The sequence below is a fragment of the Klebsiella sp. AqSCr genome, assembly GCF_008452795.1.
GTDB classification, from domain to species: domain Bacteria; phylum Pseudomonadota; class Gammaproteobacteria; order Enterobacterales; family Enterobacteriaceae; genus Klebsiella; species Klebsiella pneumoniae.
Window position 1 is genome coordinate 547,558 of the sequence record NZ_MJDM01000005.1, and the last position, 15,085, is coordinate 562,642.

The 15,085-nt window shown below is 54.1% G+C and carries 15 protein-coding genes and 5 pseudogenes; 6 read left to right on the forward strand and 14 right to left on the reverse strand.

Annotation, left to right across the window (positions count from 1 at the left end):
• Window positions 1-28: 28 nt before the first annotated feature.
• Together BHE81_RS06515 and BHE81_RS06520 are read left to right on the forward strand one after the other, a co-directional pair.
• Window positions 29-384 (forward strand): annotated as a pseudogene (locus tag BHE81_RS06515) (ASCH domain-containing protein).
• Between the two features lie 202 nt (window positions 385-586).
• On the forward strand, window positions 587-1,486 hold the full coding sequence (locus BHE81_RS06520; protein WP_019705126.1) for a hypothetical protein: 900 nt from the start codon (window positions 587-589) through the stop codon (window positions 1,484-1,486).
• A 445-nt stretch (window positions 1,487-1,931) separates the two neighbouring features.
• On the opposite strand, the gene BHE81_RS06525 is transcribed toward BHE81_RS06520, so the two are convergent.
• Entirely contained in the window at window positions 1,932-2,732 is an 801-nt protein-coding gene (locus tag BHE81_RS06525) for an AraC family transcriptional regulator (RefSeq protein WP_024622652.1), read from the reverse strand.
• Between the two features lie 92 nt (window positions 2,733-2,824).
• Between BHE81_RS06525 and BHE81_RS06530 the strand changes: the two genes are divergently transcribed.
• Entirely contained in the window at window positions 2,825-3,550 is a 726-nt protein-coding gene (locus BHE81_RS06530; RefSeq protein ID WP_023300997.1) for a type 1 glutamine amidotransferase, read from the forward strand.
• Window positions 3,551-3,684: 134 nt separating this feature from the next.
• Here the strand turns inward: BHE81_RS06530 and BHE81_RS06535 are convergent, their stop codons facing one another.
• The 5 genes and pseudogenes from BHE81_RS06535 to BHE81_RS06555 form a co-directional block, all read right to left on the reverse strand.
• A complete protein-coding gene (locus BHE81_RS06535; RefSeq protein WP_165453462.1) occupies window positions 3,685-3,888 on the reverse strand; it encodes a hypothetical protein in 204 nt (67 codons plus the stop codon).
• 160 nt (window positions 3,889-4,048) lie between these two features.
• On the reverse strand, window positions 4,049-5,587 hold the full coding sequence (gene tnpC / locus BHE81_RS06540) for an IS66 family transposase (protein ID WP_016808813.1): 1,539 nt from the start codon (window positions 5,585-5,587) through the stop codon (window positions 4,049-4,051).
• 49 nt (window positions 5,588-5,636) lie between these two features.
• Complete coding sequence (tnpB, locus tag BHE81_RS06545) at window positions 5,637-5,984, reverse strand: IS66 family insertion sequence element accessory protein TnpB (RefSeq protein WP_004114612.1); 348 nt, start codon at window positions 5,982-5,984, stop codon at window positions 5,637-5,639.
• Window positions 5,981-6,358 (reverse strand): IS66-like element accessory protein TnpA, encoded by a 378-nt coding sequence (tnpA, locus tag BHE81_RS06550; RefSeq protein WP_004114613.1) that lies wholly within the window; start codon window positions 6,356-6,358, stop codon window positions 5,981-5,983. The genes tnpB and tnpA overlap by 4 nt, the downstream gene beginning before the upstream one ends.
• A 94-nt stretch (window positions 6,359-6,452) precedes the next feature.
• Window positions 6,453-6,875 (reverse strand): annotated as a pseudogene (locus BHE81_RS06555) (SDR family NAD(P)-dependent oxidoreductase); the annotation flags it as partial.
• A gap of 325 nt (window positions 6,876-7,200) precedes the next feature.
• Here BHE81_RS06555 and BHE81_RS06565 point away from each other — a divergent pair.
• Window positions 7,201-7,710: pseudogene (locus BHE81_RS06565) on the forward strand (isochorismatase family cysteine hydrolase).
• Between the two features lie 45 nt (window positions 7,711-7,755).
• On the opposite strand, the pseudogene BHE81_RS28620 reads toward BHE81_RS06565, so the two are convergent.
• The 5 genes and pseudogenes from BHE81_RS28620 to BHE81_RS06585 form a co-directional block, all read right to left on the reverse strand.
• A pseudogene (locus BHE81_RS28620) lies at window positions 7,756-7,860 on the reverse strand (LysE family translocator); the annotation flags it as partial.
• Window positions 7,861-7,970: 110 nt separating this feature from the next.
• Window positions 7,971-8,591 carry a histidine phosphatase family protein gene (locus BHE81_RS06575; RefSeq protein ID WP_004189986.1) on the reverse strand — a complete coding sequence of 207 codons (621 nt, stop codon included), beginning with the start codon at window positions 8,589-8,591 and terminating at the stop codon, window positions 7,971-7,973.
• A gap of 71 nt (window positions 8,592-8,662) precedes the next feature.
• Window positions 8,663-8,806: a hypothetical protein gene (locus tag BHE81_RS28110; RefSeq protein ID WP_004184140.1), complete on the reverse strand. Its 144-nt coding sequence runs from the start codon at window positions 8,804-8,806 to the stop codon at window positions 8,663-8,665.
• A 4-nt stretch (window positions 8,807-8,810) separates the two neighbouring features.
• Window positions 8,811-9,035, reverse strand: a complete 225-nt coding sequence (locus BHE81_RS06580) for a hypothetical protein (protein WP_004176101.1) — start codon at window positions 9,033-9,035, stop codon at window positions 8,811-8,813.
• Between the two features lie 202 nt (window positions 9,036-9,237).
• Window positions 9,238-10,005 (reverse strand): AraC family transcriptional regulator, encoded by a 768-nt coding sequence (locus tag BHE81_RS06585; RefSeq protein ID WP_004189983.1) that lies wholly within the window; start codon window positions 10,003-10,005, stop codon window positions 9,238-9,240.
• A 109-nt stretch (window positions 10,006-10,114) separates the two neighbouring features.
• On the opposite strand from BHE81_RS06585, the gene BHE81_RS06590 reads away from it, so the two are divergent.
• A complete protein-coding gene (locus BHE81_RS06590) occupies window positions 10,115-10,906 on the forward strand; it encodes a sulfite exporter TauE/SafE family protein (RefSeq protein ID WP_004184144.1) in 792 nt (263 codons plus the stop codon).
• Window positions 10,907-10,994: 88 nt separating this feature from the next.
• Here BHE81_RS06590 and puuE read toward each other — a convergent pair whose 3' ends face one another.
• From puuE to BHE81_RS06605, 3 genes and pseudogenes are all read right to left on the reverse strand, one after another.
• Window positions 10,995-11,927 carry an allantoinase PuuE gene (puuE, locus tag BHE81_RS06595; protein WP_004179983.1) on the reverse strand — a complete coding sequence of 311 codons (933 nt, stop codon included), beginning with the start codon at window positions 11,925-11,927 and terminating at the stop codon, window positions 10,995-10,997.
• A pseudogene (gene hpxA, locus BHE81_RS06600) lies at window positions 11,812-12,683 on the reverse strand (allantoin racemase). Before hpxA ends, puuE begins: the two are co-directional and overlap by 116 nt.
• Entirely contained in the window at window positions 12,683-13,399 is a 717-nt protein-coding gene (locus BHE81_RS06605; RefSeq protein WP_004179987.1) for a GntR family transcriptional regulator, read from the reverse strand. Before BHE81_RS06605 ends, hpxA begins: the two are co-directional and overlap by 1 nt.
• Before the next feature lie 144 nt (window positions 13,400-13,543).
• Between BHE81_RS06605 and BHE81_RS06610 the strand changes: the two genes are divergently transcribed.
• Window positions 13,544-15,040, forward strand: coding sequence for an NCS1 family nucleobase:cation symporter-1 (locus BHE81_RS06610; RefSeq protein WP_021440172.1), 1,497 nt, complete (start codon window positions 13,544-13,546; stop codon window positions 15,038-15,040).
• Window positions 15,041-15,085 lie beyond the last annotated feature (45 nt).

Genomic DNA, 15,085 nt, shown 5'->3' on the forward strand with positions numbered 1-15,085 from the left:
GAAATATCCCGGCGCAGATGCCTGGCAAATGGGTGACAGTCCGCAACTGGCTAACGAGCTGGCTGACCTGATCAAAAAAGGGATCAAAACGGCCTCTTGCGGATCTTTTGCCTCTTACCAGCAGGAAGAATCCGCCCCGAGAATCGGGAGTTATAACATTATTCTTGATGGTCAGAATGTTCCAGTTTGCGTGATCAGACTGATTTCGATGCAGCTGGTTCGTTTTTGTGATGTCACTGAAGCGTTCGCCCGCAAAGAAGGTGAAGGCGATTTAAGCCTTGAATACTGGAAGAAAGAGCATCAGAGATTTTCAGCTCTGAAGGTCATTTTTCTGAAGATATGGAGTTGATCGCAGAAGAATTTGAAGTGGTTGAGGTGCTTTAAGGCAAGGTCAACGGGCTGACGTTTTATCACTGGCCACTCATAACACTGTTCGCTTCTGGCGCGGAGCGGACAAGCTGTCGAGCTAAAGGTCCGCATTGAGCAAGGAGCTGACGTGCCAGCTATAATTGGTAATAAAATGAGAGTAGAACTATTCTGATTTGTTTAAAAAAACATTTTTACATCCAAGGGCAAAATATTTTTTATGCTATCTTACATGCTATCTCAATATGCCAGGCTACCTGTGCCTGAAGTTACTCTACGTTCATGGTTAAAACAATGGTTGTCAGAGCAGGAATCGAGGTGTACAGACAGAAGTTTCTCGGCGCGATTTCCCTGGAGAGAAACTGGATTATGTCAGGAATATTTTTTACAACGAAAACTCAAAATTGATGGAAAGCAATTTCTTACTGGCCCCCGTTATCAGGGCGGAAATATTAACAAACCTTTTATTGATATTGTAGGTATGGATTCTGACCTAAATCATACTGCATTAGAACTCATTAGTAAGGAATGGTCACAACTCAGAGCTCAGTATGTCCGCATTCTTGTACCCGGCCAGTCCTTCCTGCAGGGTATTCCCGACCAGTATATATATGCCGCGTCTTTTTCTGAACCCCCTGAATTCAATGATAAATCTCTTACTTTGCAAGTGGCGACATACGAAGATTTTGACTGGTGTTGTCAGGCCCTGGGTGATGCCTATAAGCATACATGGCAGACAGTTCGCGAACTGTCTGCAAGCAATTTGGTAGCAGTTGATGACGAAGAGTTGTGTGACCATATTTCAGAGAGAGAAGTATATATTATCTATGAAAACGATGTTCGCGCCGGGTTGCTAATATGCCAGAAAGGAAACATCGCTTTTCTGAGAGGATATCGTATTACTGACAAAGTAATACTTCCTGCTTTTCGTGGTCGATCATTGTCGGCCCGAGCGCAACGCCTGCTGTACCGATTATTAACTCATTCCGATTCGGAACTATCTTTGTATATGGGCACAATTATTCCGCAGAATATCCCCTCGATGAAAACTGCAGAAAGAGCGGGACGAACTTGCATCCTAAGTTATCAATTTCTACCCATCTGCAGAACCCACGATTAACAGCAATGCTAATTTATCTTCAGCCTACACAGGGGACGTCCAGGGCCCGGGAGTACTCCCCTGGACGCATTAATGGGCAGGATGTGATTGTTGCGCAGGCTATCATATGGCGTGAGGTACAGCAGAATCAGGCTTCGTAGCAATGAGGGGCTCACAGCGTCCGGAATCCACCCGGTGCCGTAAATCACCGCAAGGTCTGTCATAAGGTAATTTCATCACGCATCGCGACACCTTTTTTCTTCATGCAGGCCTTCTCTTTCACGGTTTGTCAGAACTGTGGACCGCAGTAATCTCCACTCCGTGCTTTAATCAATGAGAGTGTGTCGGGTGCAAATTAAACTACCTTTCTCAACAGCAAAGGCGGGATACCCCTACCCTCGCAGGGTTTCTGCGTCTGGTAATATGCCCATGACAGTCTCAAAGACCGCTTTGAGGGTTTCCCGGTTTAAGGCACAAAATCGCGTGGCGTTGCCCCCAAAATGCAGCGAAAAGCAGCGGTAAAGGCCGCCGGGCATGAGAAACCAAGCTGGTAAGCGACCTGTTTGATTGGAACACCGTTCGCGAGAAGATCCAACGAAGCGCAAATTCTGGCTCTCTGCTTCCATGTTCTAAAACTAAAGCCTGTATCCTTCATAAACAATCGGGAAAAGGTCCGTTCCGACATGGCCGACATAAAAGCCAGCTCGCTCAGCGATGCTTCCCAGCGCTGATTGACCAGTAGCGATCTGGCAGCGCTGAATAATCGCTCATCATTCGGCATGGGAAGCGCCATCGTTAAAGGTGGAGCCTCGCTGAGAATTTCCAGAAGCAACAACGCTATCTTCCGTTGACTCGGTCTGGCGTAGTCCTCACTGAACAGCCCAGCGATAAGCTCTTTGACTAAGGGCGTAGCCGTGATCACATGCACCTGTTGACTCTTCGTAAAGCTCGTACATTCTGCGATAAGGCTACTGCTGAAATAGATCGCCCTGAGATCGGTTTGTGAAAGCAGATGATAACTATGGATATGCAGAGGCGGTAGCCATAATGCCCGTTGAGGAGGGATCACCCAACGGTCGCTCTCTGTTTGCACCAGCATAACCCCTCTGGTGGCGAAGAGTAGCTGCCCCTCAACATGATGATGGGGAGGATCTGCCTCGCCGCGTTGATAGCTTATCGCAGTACTGGACCAGCCTGTGGTTTCATCATGTCTTGGCGCTTTATCTATACTACCTGGCATTTCAGATTTAGCCCCTGCCATTATCATATCGAAACTGGAACCACCCGGAGTAGAGCCTTAGGCAATGGGTGCGTGACTTATCATCCTGATCATCAAAGATATTACAGGAGCTTAACCTCATGCGTGTACACTTTATCGTACATGAAAGTTTTGAAGCCCCGGGCGCATATGAAACCTGGGCAATAAACCAGGGTCATGATGTAACTTACTCACGCGTCTATGCAGGCGATCGGCTACCTGATGACGCCGTAGGCATCGATTTTCTTATCGTTATGGGCGGTCCGCAAGATCCTGACACCACGCTTGAAGAGTGCCCACACTTTAATGCTAAAGCGGAACAGGCGCTGATTGCTTCCGCGGTTAAAACCGGTAAGGCGGTGATCGGTATCTGCCTGGGTTCACAGCTCATTGGTGAAGCGCTGGGCGCGCCGTTCTCTCATAGCCCGGAAAAAGAGATTGGTAAATTCCCGATCACATTGACCGAAGACGGCAGGAAGGATGAGATGTTCTCTCACTTTGGGAAAACACTTGAAGTGGGTCACTGGCATAACGATATGCCAGGTTTGACGCCAGAGGCTAAAATTATCGCTTACAGCGAAGGCTGTCCGCGGCAGATCGTTGCCTATTCAGACCGCGTCTTTGGTTTCCAGTGCCACATGGAGCTCACATTGGACGTTGTAGAACGGCTGATCGCTCATTCTGAGAAAGACCTGAGCCGTGCAGCAGAATATCGTTTCGTTGACACGCCTGAAGCGCTCCGGGCGCACGATTACAGTGAAATGAATCAAGTACTTTTTGGCTTTTTGGATAAGCTGGAAGCACGTTACACAGCAGCGCAAGCATAATGTTATGCTCGGTAAGCTTGCCATCGGTTTTGATTTTAATGTCCGCTCCTGGCACAGAGCGGACAAGCTATCTGAGTTGAAGGTCTGATATGAGCGATCAGCGGACGTTGGCTACACTGTTAAACGTCGCAGACTCAGCTTCTGACTGCCAGTTTTTCGCGAGTTGGGCCTTCAAAGTAGATGCTCCTGATATGGCAATTACGGGGTTGAGTCAGCACAAAGCGAATTGTTTCCCAGACTGAACGCCCATTCATCAGACGTTCCCCCATTTTGGGCTGGCTATCGACAAACGCCTCTAACCCTGTCAGCTCGAAATCCGGGGGATACAACCCAGTCACACGTATATTTTCTTTAGACAACTGGTACGAAAGTTTAGTTGTAAACCCGCTAAGCCCGTGTTTACTGGCAAAAAAAGCGGGGTGCGCAATTGAATCTGTAAAATTAGGAATCCCACATGAAGAGTAAGCGTACAGCGAGAACCGTATTGACGGGGATGTGTTATTCAGTTGGCAGTGTGATGCGCCAGGGTAGCAGCTCGCTGACCCGGTTGACCGGCCAGTCAGCTATGACGTCAAGGACATGGCGAAGGTAGCTTTCTGGATCCACGCCGTTCAGTTTGCACGTCCCGATCAGACTGTACAGCAACGCTCCCCGCTCACCACCGTGGTCTGAGCCGAAGAACAACCAGTTTTTACGACCCAGACTGACCATCCGCAGCGCATTTTCAGCGATGTTATTATCGGCTTCGGCCCAGCCGTTTTCTGCATAGTACGTCAGGGCCGGCCACTGGTTCAGGGTGTACGTGAACGCCTTTGCCAGCTCCGAGTGTCGCGACAGCGTTTTCATTTTTTCACGCAACCAGCTTTCCAGGGTACTAAGCAGCGGTTTCGTTTTCCGCTGACGTTCAGCAAGCCGTTGTTCCGCCAGCATTCCTCTTATTTCCGCCTCCACGGCATACAGTTCGCCGATACGCTTCAGGGCTTCCTCCGTCAGGGCTGACGGCGTGCGAACGTGCACATCGTGGATTTTACGGCGGGCGTGAGCCCAGCAGGCGGCTTCCGTTATCCGGCCATCGCGGTACAGCTCGTTGAACCCGGCGTACGCATCCGCCTGTAGCACACCGCTGAACCCCGCAAGATGGGTCTGCGGATGGATGCCTTTTCTGTCGGGGCTGTAGGCGAACCACACCGCCGGTGCCAGCGCTGACCCGGCGTTGCGGTCATCACGAACATACGTCCACAACCGCCCGGTCTTCGTCTTCTTATTGCCCGGCAACAGCACCTGGACCGGGGTATCATCGGCATGGAGTTTACCGTCAGTCAGGACATAGTCCTGAAGCGCCTCCTCCAGCGGGGACAGCAGCCGGCAGCATGCATCCACCCAGCCCGACAGCAGTGAACGGCTCAGTTCCACGCCCTGGCGACCGTATATTTCAGACTGACGATACAGCGGTGTGTGCTCTGCATACTTTGAGGTCAGCACGCGGGCCATCAGCCCCGGTCCGGCGATACCCCGCTCAATGGGGCGCGAAGGCGCGGGGGCCTGCACGATGGCATCACATTTTGTGCAGGCATGTTTTTCCCGTACGGTCCGGATCACCCGGAAGGCGCTGCGCATCAGCTCCAGCTGTTCAGCGGCATCCTCACCCAGGTAACTCAGCGCACCACCACACTCCGGGCAGCAGGAACCCGCTGGCCGCAGGCGTTTTTCATCGCGGGGGAGTGATTCGGGGAACGGTTTGCGGGTGCGGGTCTGACGCAGAGTGCGCTGTACTGCCGGGTCATCCACCCGACCGGTCAGCGTATCGCTCTCTTTCTGAAGCCGGTTCAGATCGGCTTCCATTTGTGCGATACGGCGGGAGACTTTTTCGGAACGGCTGCCGAAGTTCATCCGGCGAAGTTTATCCAGCTGCGCCTGCAGATGGTCTATTTCGCGCTCCCGGTCTGCCAGCTTTTCCAGCAGGGCACGGTTCAGCGCTTCCTGTTCGGCAAGGCGCTGTTTCAGCAGAAGGATGTCGTCAGAAGAGATGTCATTCATAAGCCAGCATTTTACCAGGCTTATTCTGCGACAACCAGGATAAAGAAGCCTACAGCATGGTCAGGGAGGTCAGCAACCGCTTCGGCTGTCGCCAGTCGATGCCTTCCAGCAGCATTGCCAGCTGCGCCGGGGTCAGGAACACTTTGCCATCGCGAGCTGACGGCCAGGCGAAGCGCCCGCGCTCCAGCCGTTTGGTCAGCAGGCACAGCCCGTCGCCGGTGGACCACAGAAGTTTAACCTGACTGCCGCTGCGGCCCCGGAAGATGAAGACATGGCCGGACATCGGTTCGTCTTTCAGCGCCGTCTGCACTTTTGCAGCCAGCCCGTTGAAGCCGTTTCTCATATCGGTAATACCGGCAACCAGCCAGATTTTGGTGCCTGTTGGTAGCGGGATCATCGCTTCAGTTCCTGTATCAGCAGAGTCAGAAGCTTTTCGCTGACAGTGCCGTTGAGGCGGAGTGTCCCGTGCCGGAACGTTACCTCACAGCAGATGCTGAGCTCTGAGTCCTCAGCGGGCGGTTCTGGTTGTACGGCGGTGGCATCGAGAGTCACAGGAAGTAACTGAGGACTCTCAGAGGAAGGTAATAGCAGCTTTCCCTCGCGCCACTGCTGGCGCCATTTAAAGAGCAGATTGGCATTAATGCCATTTTCAAGCGCCAGTTTTGAGATGGATATCCCGGGTTCGCAGGAGGCAGCAACGAGTTGCTGTTTAAACTCAGGAGAATAATTAGGGCAGCCTTTACGCCTGCCGGGAGTCATATTTTTCTGCATATCTGACACTTTGGTTCCCACTACTTATTTGGTGGACACCACTTTGTCGGATGCTTCAGATTATGACCAGACGGTTCACGCTGTACGCTTACCATGAAGATATAATTGAGACGATATCCGCACTTTCTGAACGTCTTAACCCGGGTAGCAATGCCTGAGTCAGCAGAATAGAACCTGTCAGGCCTGAACTGATAGTATTTATGATTTCTGTGTCTGATTGATCGTCTAACGTTCCTGAAAGCCACTGAGCAGCATTGAGGATTAAAATGTCTATGGGCTTGTCTAAAGTTAACAACTGTGAAGAAAACTGAGAAAGGGATTCAGGTAGGGTTAAATCACAGAGATGCCCTTTCGCCATTCCGCCTTCAGCCGTAATGATACTGCAAGTTTTTTGAATGTCATCAGCGCGCCTCGCGCAAAAATCCACCTCGACGCCTTCTCGCGCTAACCATACGCTCAGCGCCTGACCAAATCCCGTGCCACCACCGGTAATTACAGCTCTTTTACCTCTCAGCATCTTCATCCATCCTTTATTAATGAATAGGGGGGAATGTAGATATATATGAGGAAGCAGATTGACATCTTTCAGTTAGTGCCATTTTTTGACGATAGGGATAAGTTGTACTGCTACATTTCCATCGCGCTCCTGTGGGCATGCAACATCCGCTCCTGGCACTAGTCTGCCGTAAAGGGCAGCTTTAAGGGAGGAGCGGACGAGCTAACGCAGGTGAAGATCCGCTGTGAGCGAAAAGCGGATTTTTGTCGTTCTGTCATCAAAACTGGCGACTTATATTAGGATATCGCAATACCCCTCGCCCTCAGGCTACGTCTGCTTGAATTGATTGCCTCAAGAAGGCGGAGGCGGCTTTCCGCTGATTGCCGCTACGCGCACAGCAGGCGTACCGGTCATTTATGTCAGCGTCGGATTCCGCAAGGGGTATCCAGAGGTCAGCAAAAACAACACTATCTTCGCTTCGATTAAGGAGAATGGAGTTTTTATGGCTGATAACGAGAGCACGGCTATTCATCCTGATGTTGCTCCAGCAGAAAATGAAGTCGTCATCGTCAAACGCAGAGTCGGAGCTTTCTCGTTTACTGAACTTGAGATGATCCTTCGTGCTTAAGGCATCGAAAACCTGATTCTTACGGGTGTAACTACCAGTCGTGTGGTGCTTTCCACAGTCGGACAAGCTTTTGATCTGGATTACCGCCTTATCGTTGTGAATGATTATTGCGCAGATCCAGACCCTGACACCAATATGTTTTTACTTAAAAAAGTTCTACCTCAACATGCTTTTGTTACCAGTTCCTCTGAAATATCAAAACCTGGGCATAAAACTATGAATTTCTGACGTCAAAAAACGGGAGGATATAACCGGGGATCCCCAGTCATCTGAACGTCCGCTCCTGGTGGCGATAGTCAGCATCATGTCTGGCCCAGGAGAAATCTCCAGAAGCGTCAGTGCGAGAAGGAAAGTCATAAACGTTTCGATGAAAGGCATCCTGGTAGAGTCCGAAAACATATTTCCGCTACGTTACCTCCGTTCGATGCGGGCAAGAAGCGGACGTTGTACTTCAATCATCATCGATTTGAATGACAGCAAGGTAACGGCTAATCCAGGTGACGTAAATGTGTCGCGATCCCCCAGCTTAGAACGGTACAGCTTCCATTAATCAGCTCGAAAACGGCGTAACTCGCATTGGGTTGTGCATAGCGGTGAAAATCATCCACAGATCCACTTTTTAATGTCGCAAGCACGCCCTGAATGACCTGCCCGTGAGACACAATACATATTGTTCGATGATGATGTTTTTTTTCCAGACTGGATAAAAAATGTATCATTCGCTGCGAAGCATCTGAGAGAGACTCACCCCCTGGCGGACAATACTCTGCATCCAGGGTGAATAATGCTTCTGCGGCGTCCGGATTATTTTGCAGCAGCGCTACGGTTGTCATGCCTTCAAACTGACCAAAAGCCTGTTCTTTCAAAGCCGGTTCAGCTATCAGTGAACAATAAAAACGCTCAGCCAGGCGCTGTCCCATTTGCCAGGCCCGGCCAAGTGGAGACGCGTAAACACATTCTACCCGGTAATCACTCTCTGCAAACGCTGCCAATAAAGCTGATGTTTGACGCTCCCCACGAAGCGTCAATGCGCTATCACTGTGTCCCTGAATAATATTTTTTACATTCCATTCTGTTTCCGCGTGTCGAACCAGTATCACTTGCATCATTGCAGGGTCACATAAGCCGTTATTTGAAATGTTATCATCTTAAAACCCTCCTTTGATATGCAGGCAAGTTCTCAGCTCTCGACGAAAAACAGGAACAAGTGTAGCTGATAATGGTTATGTTCAGCTTCAGAAGTGACGTAGTTATCGACGTTAACGTCTGCTCTGGCACAGAGCGAACGCTTCCCCTTGTCGACGCGAAAAGCAACTCTGCCCATGCCTCTATCTCAGTAATACCTGTATCAGTTGAACGACGATATACACTCCCGCTACCACCTGTATGATTCGAAATCCCCATCTCAGATAGCGCCATTGATAACGTTCGCTGGCATCAGCCGCTTCAATCGCGGGATCATAGCGTTTTCTTTTCCTGGTTCTGAAGGTATCGAATCCCCACAGGATGAGAAGAATGATGATGATGATTTTTTCAACGATAAGATGGTTCACAAAGAGAGACTCCGGTCTTCTCACGGTTACAGGCAGAATAGATAAACCGCCTGGATGTAGCCACCACTAAATGTAGGGGTACCTGAAAACGAAGCCAGGCCTTCCTGGATTATCTGTCTTATGACCGCGTAAACGCATAGCAACGCCATAAAAGCGACATTCTTTTCCGACACATGCTGCGGGAGTCCCCTTCTCCGACGCCTCAGGCTGGGTGATAAAACGACGGCGGCTGCCCGGTCACGCGGCGGAACATGGTGGCGAAAGAGGACGCATTGTCGTATCCAAGGGATAATGCCACTTCGTTCACCGGTTTGCCTGCTATCAACCATGCCAGGGCGCTCACCACGCAGGCTCGCTGTCGCCAGGCGGAAAACGACAGGCCCAGCTGCTTCAGGAAATGGCGGCGAAAGGTACTAGGACTCATAAACAGCGCCCTGGCCCAGCGCGCCGCAGGATCATGGATAGAGGGGTTAAGCAAAAAAGCCTGACAAAGCGCCAGCAGCGCCGGATGCTGCGGCAACGGAATGTCAAATTCGCGGACCGGCATGGCGGCCAGTTCCAGCAACATCAACTGTATCAGCGTGCGATCGCGTGGGCTGTCGTACAACGGTGGTAAATCCACAGCCTCAAGCAGTAGCTGGCGCAACAGCGGCGAGACGCTGATCACTTCGCAACGACGGTGTTTAATGAAAGCGGCCACACAATCTGGCTCAATATACAAGCTACGCGTGGTCACCCCTGCAAATCTGACGGCATGCACGGTTTCAGGGGGGATCCAGACAGCGTGTTGCGGAGGAACCACCCATTCTCCGTCTTGCGTAGTGACATACATCAGTCCGGTCGCGCCATACAGTAGCTGTGCGCGACGATGCTGGTGCGGGGGCAGGATAAATCCCTGCGCATAGTCATTACCTAACGCCACCACATCACGATCGAGTCGATCGAACTCGTCAATTTTTACGTTGCGCACACCTGCCTCCCTCTGACCGATTTACAAAGGTAATTGAGCGCTACGCAAATGGGAAGCAGTACGCGACCGGTATAAGCTGCTCGCTCATTTTCAGGTCGGGGATACTCTCTTGAATGAGATCGTTATTATTGCGCTGGCAGGCTTTACTACCGGCATTACCACGGTGCTGTTCGGCTTCGGCGGCGGCTTTGTGGTGGTGCCCTTTGTCTATCAACTGATGCTCCGGCAGCCGGCGATCGCGGGCAACGCCATGCATGTCGCAGTGGCTACCTCAACGGCGGTGATGATATTTAACGCCGGCTGGGTCAGCTATCGAAACTGGCGGGCGGGCAGGCTTGCCGCGCAGACGCTGTTTCCGTTGTTATGGTTTATTGCCATTGGGGCGGTGGTGGGCTCCTGTCTGGCGGGGATATTGAGCGAGAATATTGTTCGCGCGCTGTTTATTCTCTATATGCTGGCAACCATCAGCGATTGTTTGTTGCGCAAGGGTTTTTTCACGGGCAGCGCTCGGCGTCGCCTGTCCCTGCCAGTGGTCACCGGCGGCGGTGTGATTATCGGTACGATCGCCGCATTGCTGGGCGTGGGCGGCAGCGTCATGACGGTGCCCCTGCTACGGCGACACGGGTATGCAATGCAGGAGTGCGTTAGCGCATCCAACCCGCTTTCTTTGCCCGTGGCGCTATGCGGGGCTGTGACCTATGCCGTCATTGGCTGGCACAGCATTCCGCTGAGCGGATTTCTGGGGTTTATCAGCCTGAAAATTTTAGGCCTGCTCGTCCTGACCGGCTGGGCCGGGATAGTGTTTAGCCGCCGGGCAATCCCTGCGGTACCTGATGTATGGTATGCGCGCATCTATGTGCTGCTGCTGTGCCTGGTACTCCTCGCCATGCTTATTCAATAATCAAATTACATTCTGGTAAACCGGTGTAACAGACGCGACCGGGCGGAGCCCTCTCCCTGAAGAGAGGGCCAGGATCAGGGGCAACAAGCTACCCGCGATACGGATGGGTTTCGCGCCAGTGGTCGGCAATCTGCTGCCGGGTGCAGACCCACACCTTGTCGTGCTGCTGGATATAATCAAGGAAACGCTGCAGCGCGCGGAAACGGCCTGGACGCCCAAGCAGTCGGCAGTGCATCCCCACGGACATCATCTTCGGTGCGGTTTCACCCTCGGCGTATAGCACGTCAAAGCTGTCTTTCAGATAGGTATAAAACTGCTCCGCGGTGTTGAATCCCTGGGCGGTGGCGAAGCGCATGTCGTTGGCGTCGAGGGTATAAGGCACGATCAGGTGCGGCCGCTGGCTGCCGTCGCTGCAGGCCACTTCGCTCCAGAAAGGTAAATCATCGCCGTAATAATCGCTGTCGTAATCAAAGCCGCCGTGCTCCACCACCAGCTGGCGGGTGTTAGGGCTGTCGCGGCCGGTATACCAGCCGGTGGGCGGTTTGCCGAACAGGTCGGTCAGTACCTGCACCGCTTTTTGCAGATGCTCGCGCTCCTCGGCAATATCCATGTGCTGATAGTGGATCCAGCGCCAGCCGTGGCTGACCACATCGTAATCCGCAGCCTTGATCGCCGCCACAATCTCCGGATGCCGCGCCAGCGCCATCGCCACGCCGAAGACCGTCAACGGCAGCCCGCGCTGGCTGAACTCGCGATGGATGCGCCAGAACCCTGCCCGGCTGCCGTACTCATAGAGTGAATCCATCGACATATGGCGCGCCGGGTAGCTGGCGGCGCCGATAATATCGGACAGGAACTGTTCCGAACCCGCATCGCCATGCAGGACGTGATTCTCCGCGCCTTCCTCATAGTTGAGGACAAACTGCACCGCGATCCGCGCCCCGCCCGGCCAGCGCGCGTGCGGCGGCTCCCCTGCATAACCTCGCAGATCGCGAGGATAGTGTTCCTGGTTCTCTCCCATCTCCTGCCCCTTTTAAAATGGATTTAACGACTGAAACTGTCCGCTTAACGCTTTTTTCTCCGGGAACGCTAAGTCCCCATGCTTGCTGGTCGCCAGGCCCAGCGCGACCAGCGACTCCACCATCTTCACCGCCGCGCTGACGCCATCGATCACCGGCACCCGCAGCTCGCGGGTCAGCTCCTGCGCCAGGGTCGCCATCCCGCCGCAGCCAAGAACAATCGCCCCGCTGCCATCCTCTTTCAGAGCGCGAATGCAGCGCTCACGCACTTTCTCCTGCGCCAGGCCACTGCCGTCTTCCAGCGCCAGCACCGGCAAGTCAATGGCGTGCAGCGCCGCGCAGTGTTGATGAAATCCGTACTGGTGCAGCAAATGACGGGCGATGATCAGCGTGCGCGGCAGCGTGGTCACAATGGAGAAACGGGTGGCGACCATCGTCGCCATATGCATTGCCGCCTCCGCGATACCGATCACCGGCCCCTGGGCCAGCTCCCGCGCCGCCAGCAGCCCCGGGTCGCCGAAGCAGGCGATCACATGCCCATCCACCCCCTGCTCGCGTCCGGCCCTGATCTGCTCCAGCACGCCGACCGCCGCGATGGCTTCGTCAAAGTGGCCCTCAATTGACGGCACCCCGGCGCGGGGACAGACCGCAAGGATCTCGGTGCCCGGTGCAGCGACCGCACGCGCAGCGGCGCCTATCGTTTCAGTCATCGCCAGGCTGGTGTTGGGGTTAATCACTTGTATACGAACGGAAGACATCACGACTCCTTGTGGCCGGCGAACAGCCGGGAAAAATCGGGCAGGCTGACGCCATCGCGCTCGAAGCACAGGCTGGCGACAATATGATCAAAATGGTGCATCAGCGCCTCGCTGAGCGGCTGCAGGGCTTTATCCCGCAGCAAACCGACCAGCTGCTGGTGATCGTCGCAACGGCAGCCCTGTCGCCAGGGGGCGCCCCAGGCGGCAATCACTAAAGAGGAGCGCTGGCTGAGGCGGGTCACCATCTCGGTGAGCACCGGGTTGCCGGAGATAGCCTGCAGCTGAATATGAAAGTCAGCGGAGTGGCGGATCGCCGCCGGGCCGTCGTGCGCCGCATGGGCCTGCTGTTCACGCTGAATAATGTTCTCCAGCGCCGCCAGATGCGGCGGCTGACAGCGCGCGATCACATCGGGGAGATTGGCGACCTCGAGCAGCGCCCGGGTGCGAAAGATCGCCTGGGACTCTTCCACGCTCGGGCTGGTGACGTGTGCACCACGTTTGGGCGTCAACGTGACCAGTTGCACAGCGGCGAGTCGTTGCAGCACCTTTCTGATGCCGGTGCGGCTCACGGCGAACACCTCCGCCAGCGCCTCTTCCGGCAGTTTGCTGCCCGGCGGCAGCTGATGTTCGACGATAGCCGTCATCAGCGCCTGGTAAATGCTTTCGTCCTTGTCCTGCAGCGCTGGCGCGGCCTGGAGACGATGTTCATTATTCATTAACCCACTCCGGTTTCACTTATCGATAGCAGATCGTATACATAAAATTTAATTTTTGTATACAAGATTCATCATTCTGGCCTGGATCCTGCAATAGCCTCAGCAATCCATATCAAAGGGTTTTCATTCAGAGGAGCAGGTTTCATGCCACATTCATCCCACACGCAGCAGACGAAGACTCACAAGGCGGCCGCCGGCTACAGTCCGCGGCTATGTAATGACGATCTGGCGCCGACCCGCGACCAGAACTGGAGCTGGTACAATATCTTTTCATTCTGGATGTCGGACGTGCACAGCATGGGCGGCTACGTAGTGGCGGCGAGCTTCTTTACGCTTGGGCTGGCCAGCTGGCAGGTTCTGCTCTGCCTGCTGGTGGGCATCTGTATTGTCCAGCTGTGCGCCAACCTGGTGGCGAAGCCGAGCCAGATGGCCGGGGTGCCTTACGCGGTGATTTGTCGTCAGGCGTTTGGCGTTTTCGGCGCCAATATCCCGGCGGTGATCCGCGGGCTGATCGCCTTTGCCTGGTACGGCATTCAGACCTATCTGGCGGCGAATGCCCTGATGCTGGTCCTGCTCAAGTTCTGGCCCTCCCTTGCCTCGCTGACCAGCAGCAGCTTTCTCGGGCTGTCGCCCCTAGGCTGGCTGTGCTTCGCCACTATGTGGCTGCTGCAGGCGATGGTGTTCTGGCATGGCATGAACGCCATCAAACGCTTTATCGATATCGCCGGTCCGGCGGTTTATGTGGTGATGCTGGCGCTGGCCGGCTGGATTGTATACAAGACTGGTCTGGACGGTATCTCCTTTACCCTCGCCAGCAAATCCTTGAGCGCCGGCGAGCAGACCTGGCAGATGATCACCGCCACGGCGCTGGTGGTCTCCTACTTCTCCGGGCCGCTGCTTAACTTCGGTGACTTTTCCCGCTACGGCAAAAGCATGGGCGAGATCCGCCGCGGTAACCGCTGGGGACTGCCGTTTAACTTCCTGCTATTCTCGGTGGTGACCGTGGTGATTGTCTCCGGCACCCAGTCGCTGTTCGGCAAAATGATCACCGACCCGATCGAAACCGTCAGCCGCGTGGGTAACGATCTGGCGGTGGCCATCGGCCTGCTGACCATGATCACCGCCACCATCGGCATCAATATCGTGGCTAACTTCGTCTCGCCGGCCTTCGATTTTTCCAACTGCGCGCCGCAGAAAATCAGCTTCCGTACCGGCGGGATGATTGCCGCGGTGGGCTCGATACTCCTGACGCCGTGGAACCTGTTTAACTCGCCGGAGCTGATCCACTATACCCTCGACGTGCTGGGCGCCTTTATTGGCCCGCTGTTTGGCATCCTGATCGCCGACTTCTACCTGATCAAACGCGGCCGGGTGTCAGTGGACGATCTGTTTGACGATACGCCGCAGGGTAAATACTGGTACCGCAACGGCTTTAACCCGAAAGCGATTGCCGCCCTGCTGCCGTCGGTGGGCCTTGGGCTGATTATCAGCTTTATTCCGGCCCTGCATGAAGTGGCGAACTTCAGCTGGTTTATCGGCGTCTTTCTCGGCGCCACCGCCTACCGCTGGCTGGCTCGCGACGAGCGTGAAGTGCAGGCGAAAGCCGCCTTCCGCTCCGGCGCGGTGGCGCAAAAAGAGTAACCTTCCCCTTCTGCCGCGGCGTCTGGCCGCGGCAGGCTGCAAACT

Bases quoted from the DNA above. Each gene is read 5' to 3' on its own strand.
- tnpA (WP_004114613.1), bottom strand. From the start codon at position 6,358: ATGCAGAAAAATATGACTCCCGGCAGGCGTAAAGGCTGCCCTAATTAT.
- BHE81_RS06525 (WP_024622652.1), bottom strand. From the start codon at position 2,732: ATGATAATGGCAGGGGCTAAATCTGAAATGCCAGGTAGTATAGATAAA.
- puuE (WP_004179983.1), bottom strand. From the start codon at position 11,927: ATGGGAGAGAACCAGGAACACTATCCTCGCGATCTGCGAGGTTATGCA.
- BHE81_RS06575 (WP_004189986.1), bottom strand. From the start codon at position 8,591: ATGATGCAAGTGATACTGGTTCGACACGCGGAAACAGAATGGAATGTA.
- BHE81_RS06530 (WP_023300997.1), top strand. From the start codon at position 2,825: ATGCGTGTACACTTTATCGTACATGAAAGTTTTGAAGCCCCGGGCGCA.
- BHE81_RS06610 (WP_021440172.1), top strand. From the start codon at position 13,544: ATGCCACATTCATCCCACACGCAGCAGACGAAGACTCACAAGGCGGCC.
- BHE81_RS28110 (WP_004184140.1), bottom strand. From the start codon at position 8,806: ATGGGCAGAGTTGCTTTTCGCGTCGACAAGGGGAAGCGTTCGCTCTGT.
- BHE81_RS06520 (WP_019705126.1), top strand. From the start codon at position 587: ATGCTATCTTACATGCTATCTCAATATGCCAGGCTACCTGTGCCTGAA.
- tnpB (WP_004114612.1), bottom strand. From the start codon at position 5,984: ATGATCCCGCTACCAACAGGCACCAAAATCTGGCTGGTTGCCGGTATT.
- tnpC (WP_016808813.1), bottom strand. From the start codon at position 5,587: ATGAATGACATCTCTTCTGACGACATCCTTCTGCTGAAACAGCGCCTT.
- BHE81_RS06605 (WP_004179987.1), bottom strand. From the start codon at position 13,399: ATGAATAATGAACATCGTCTCCAGGCCGCGCCAGCGCTGCAGGACAAG.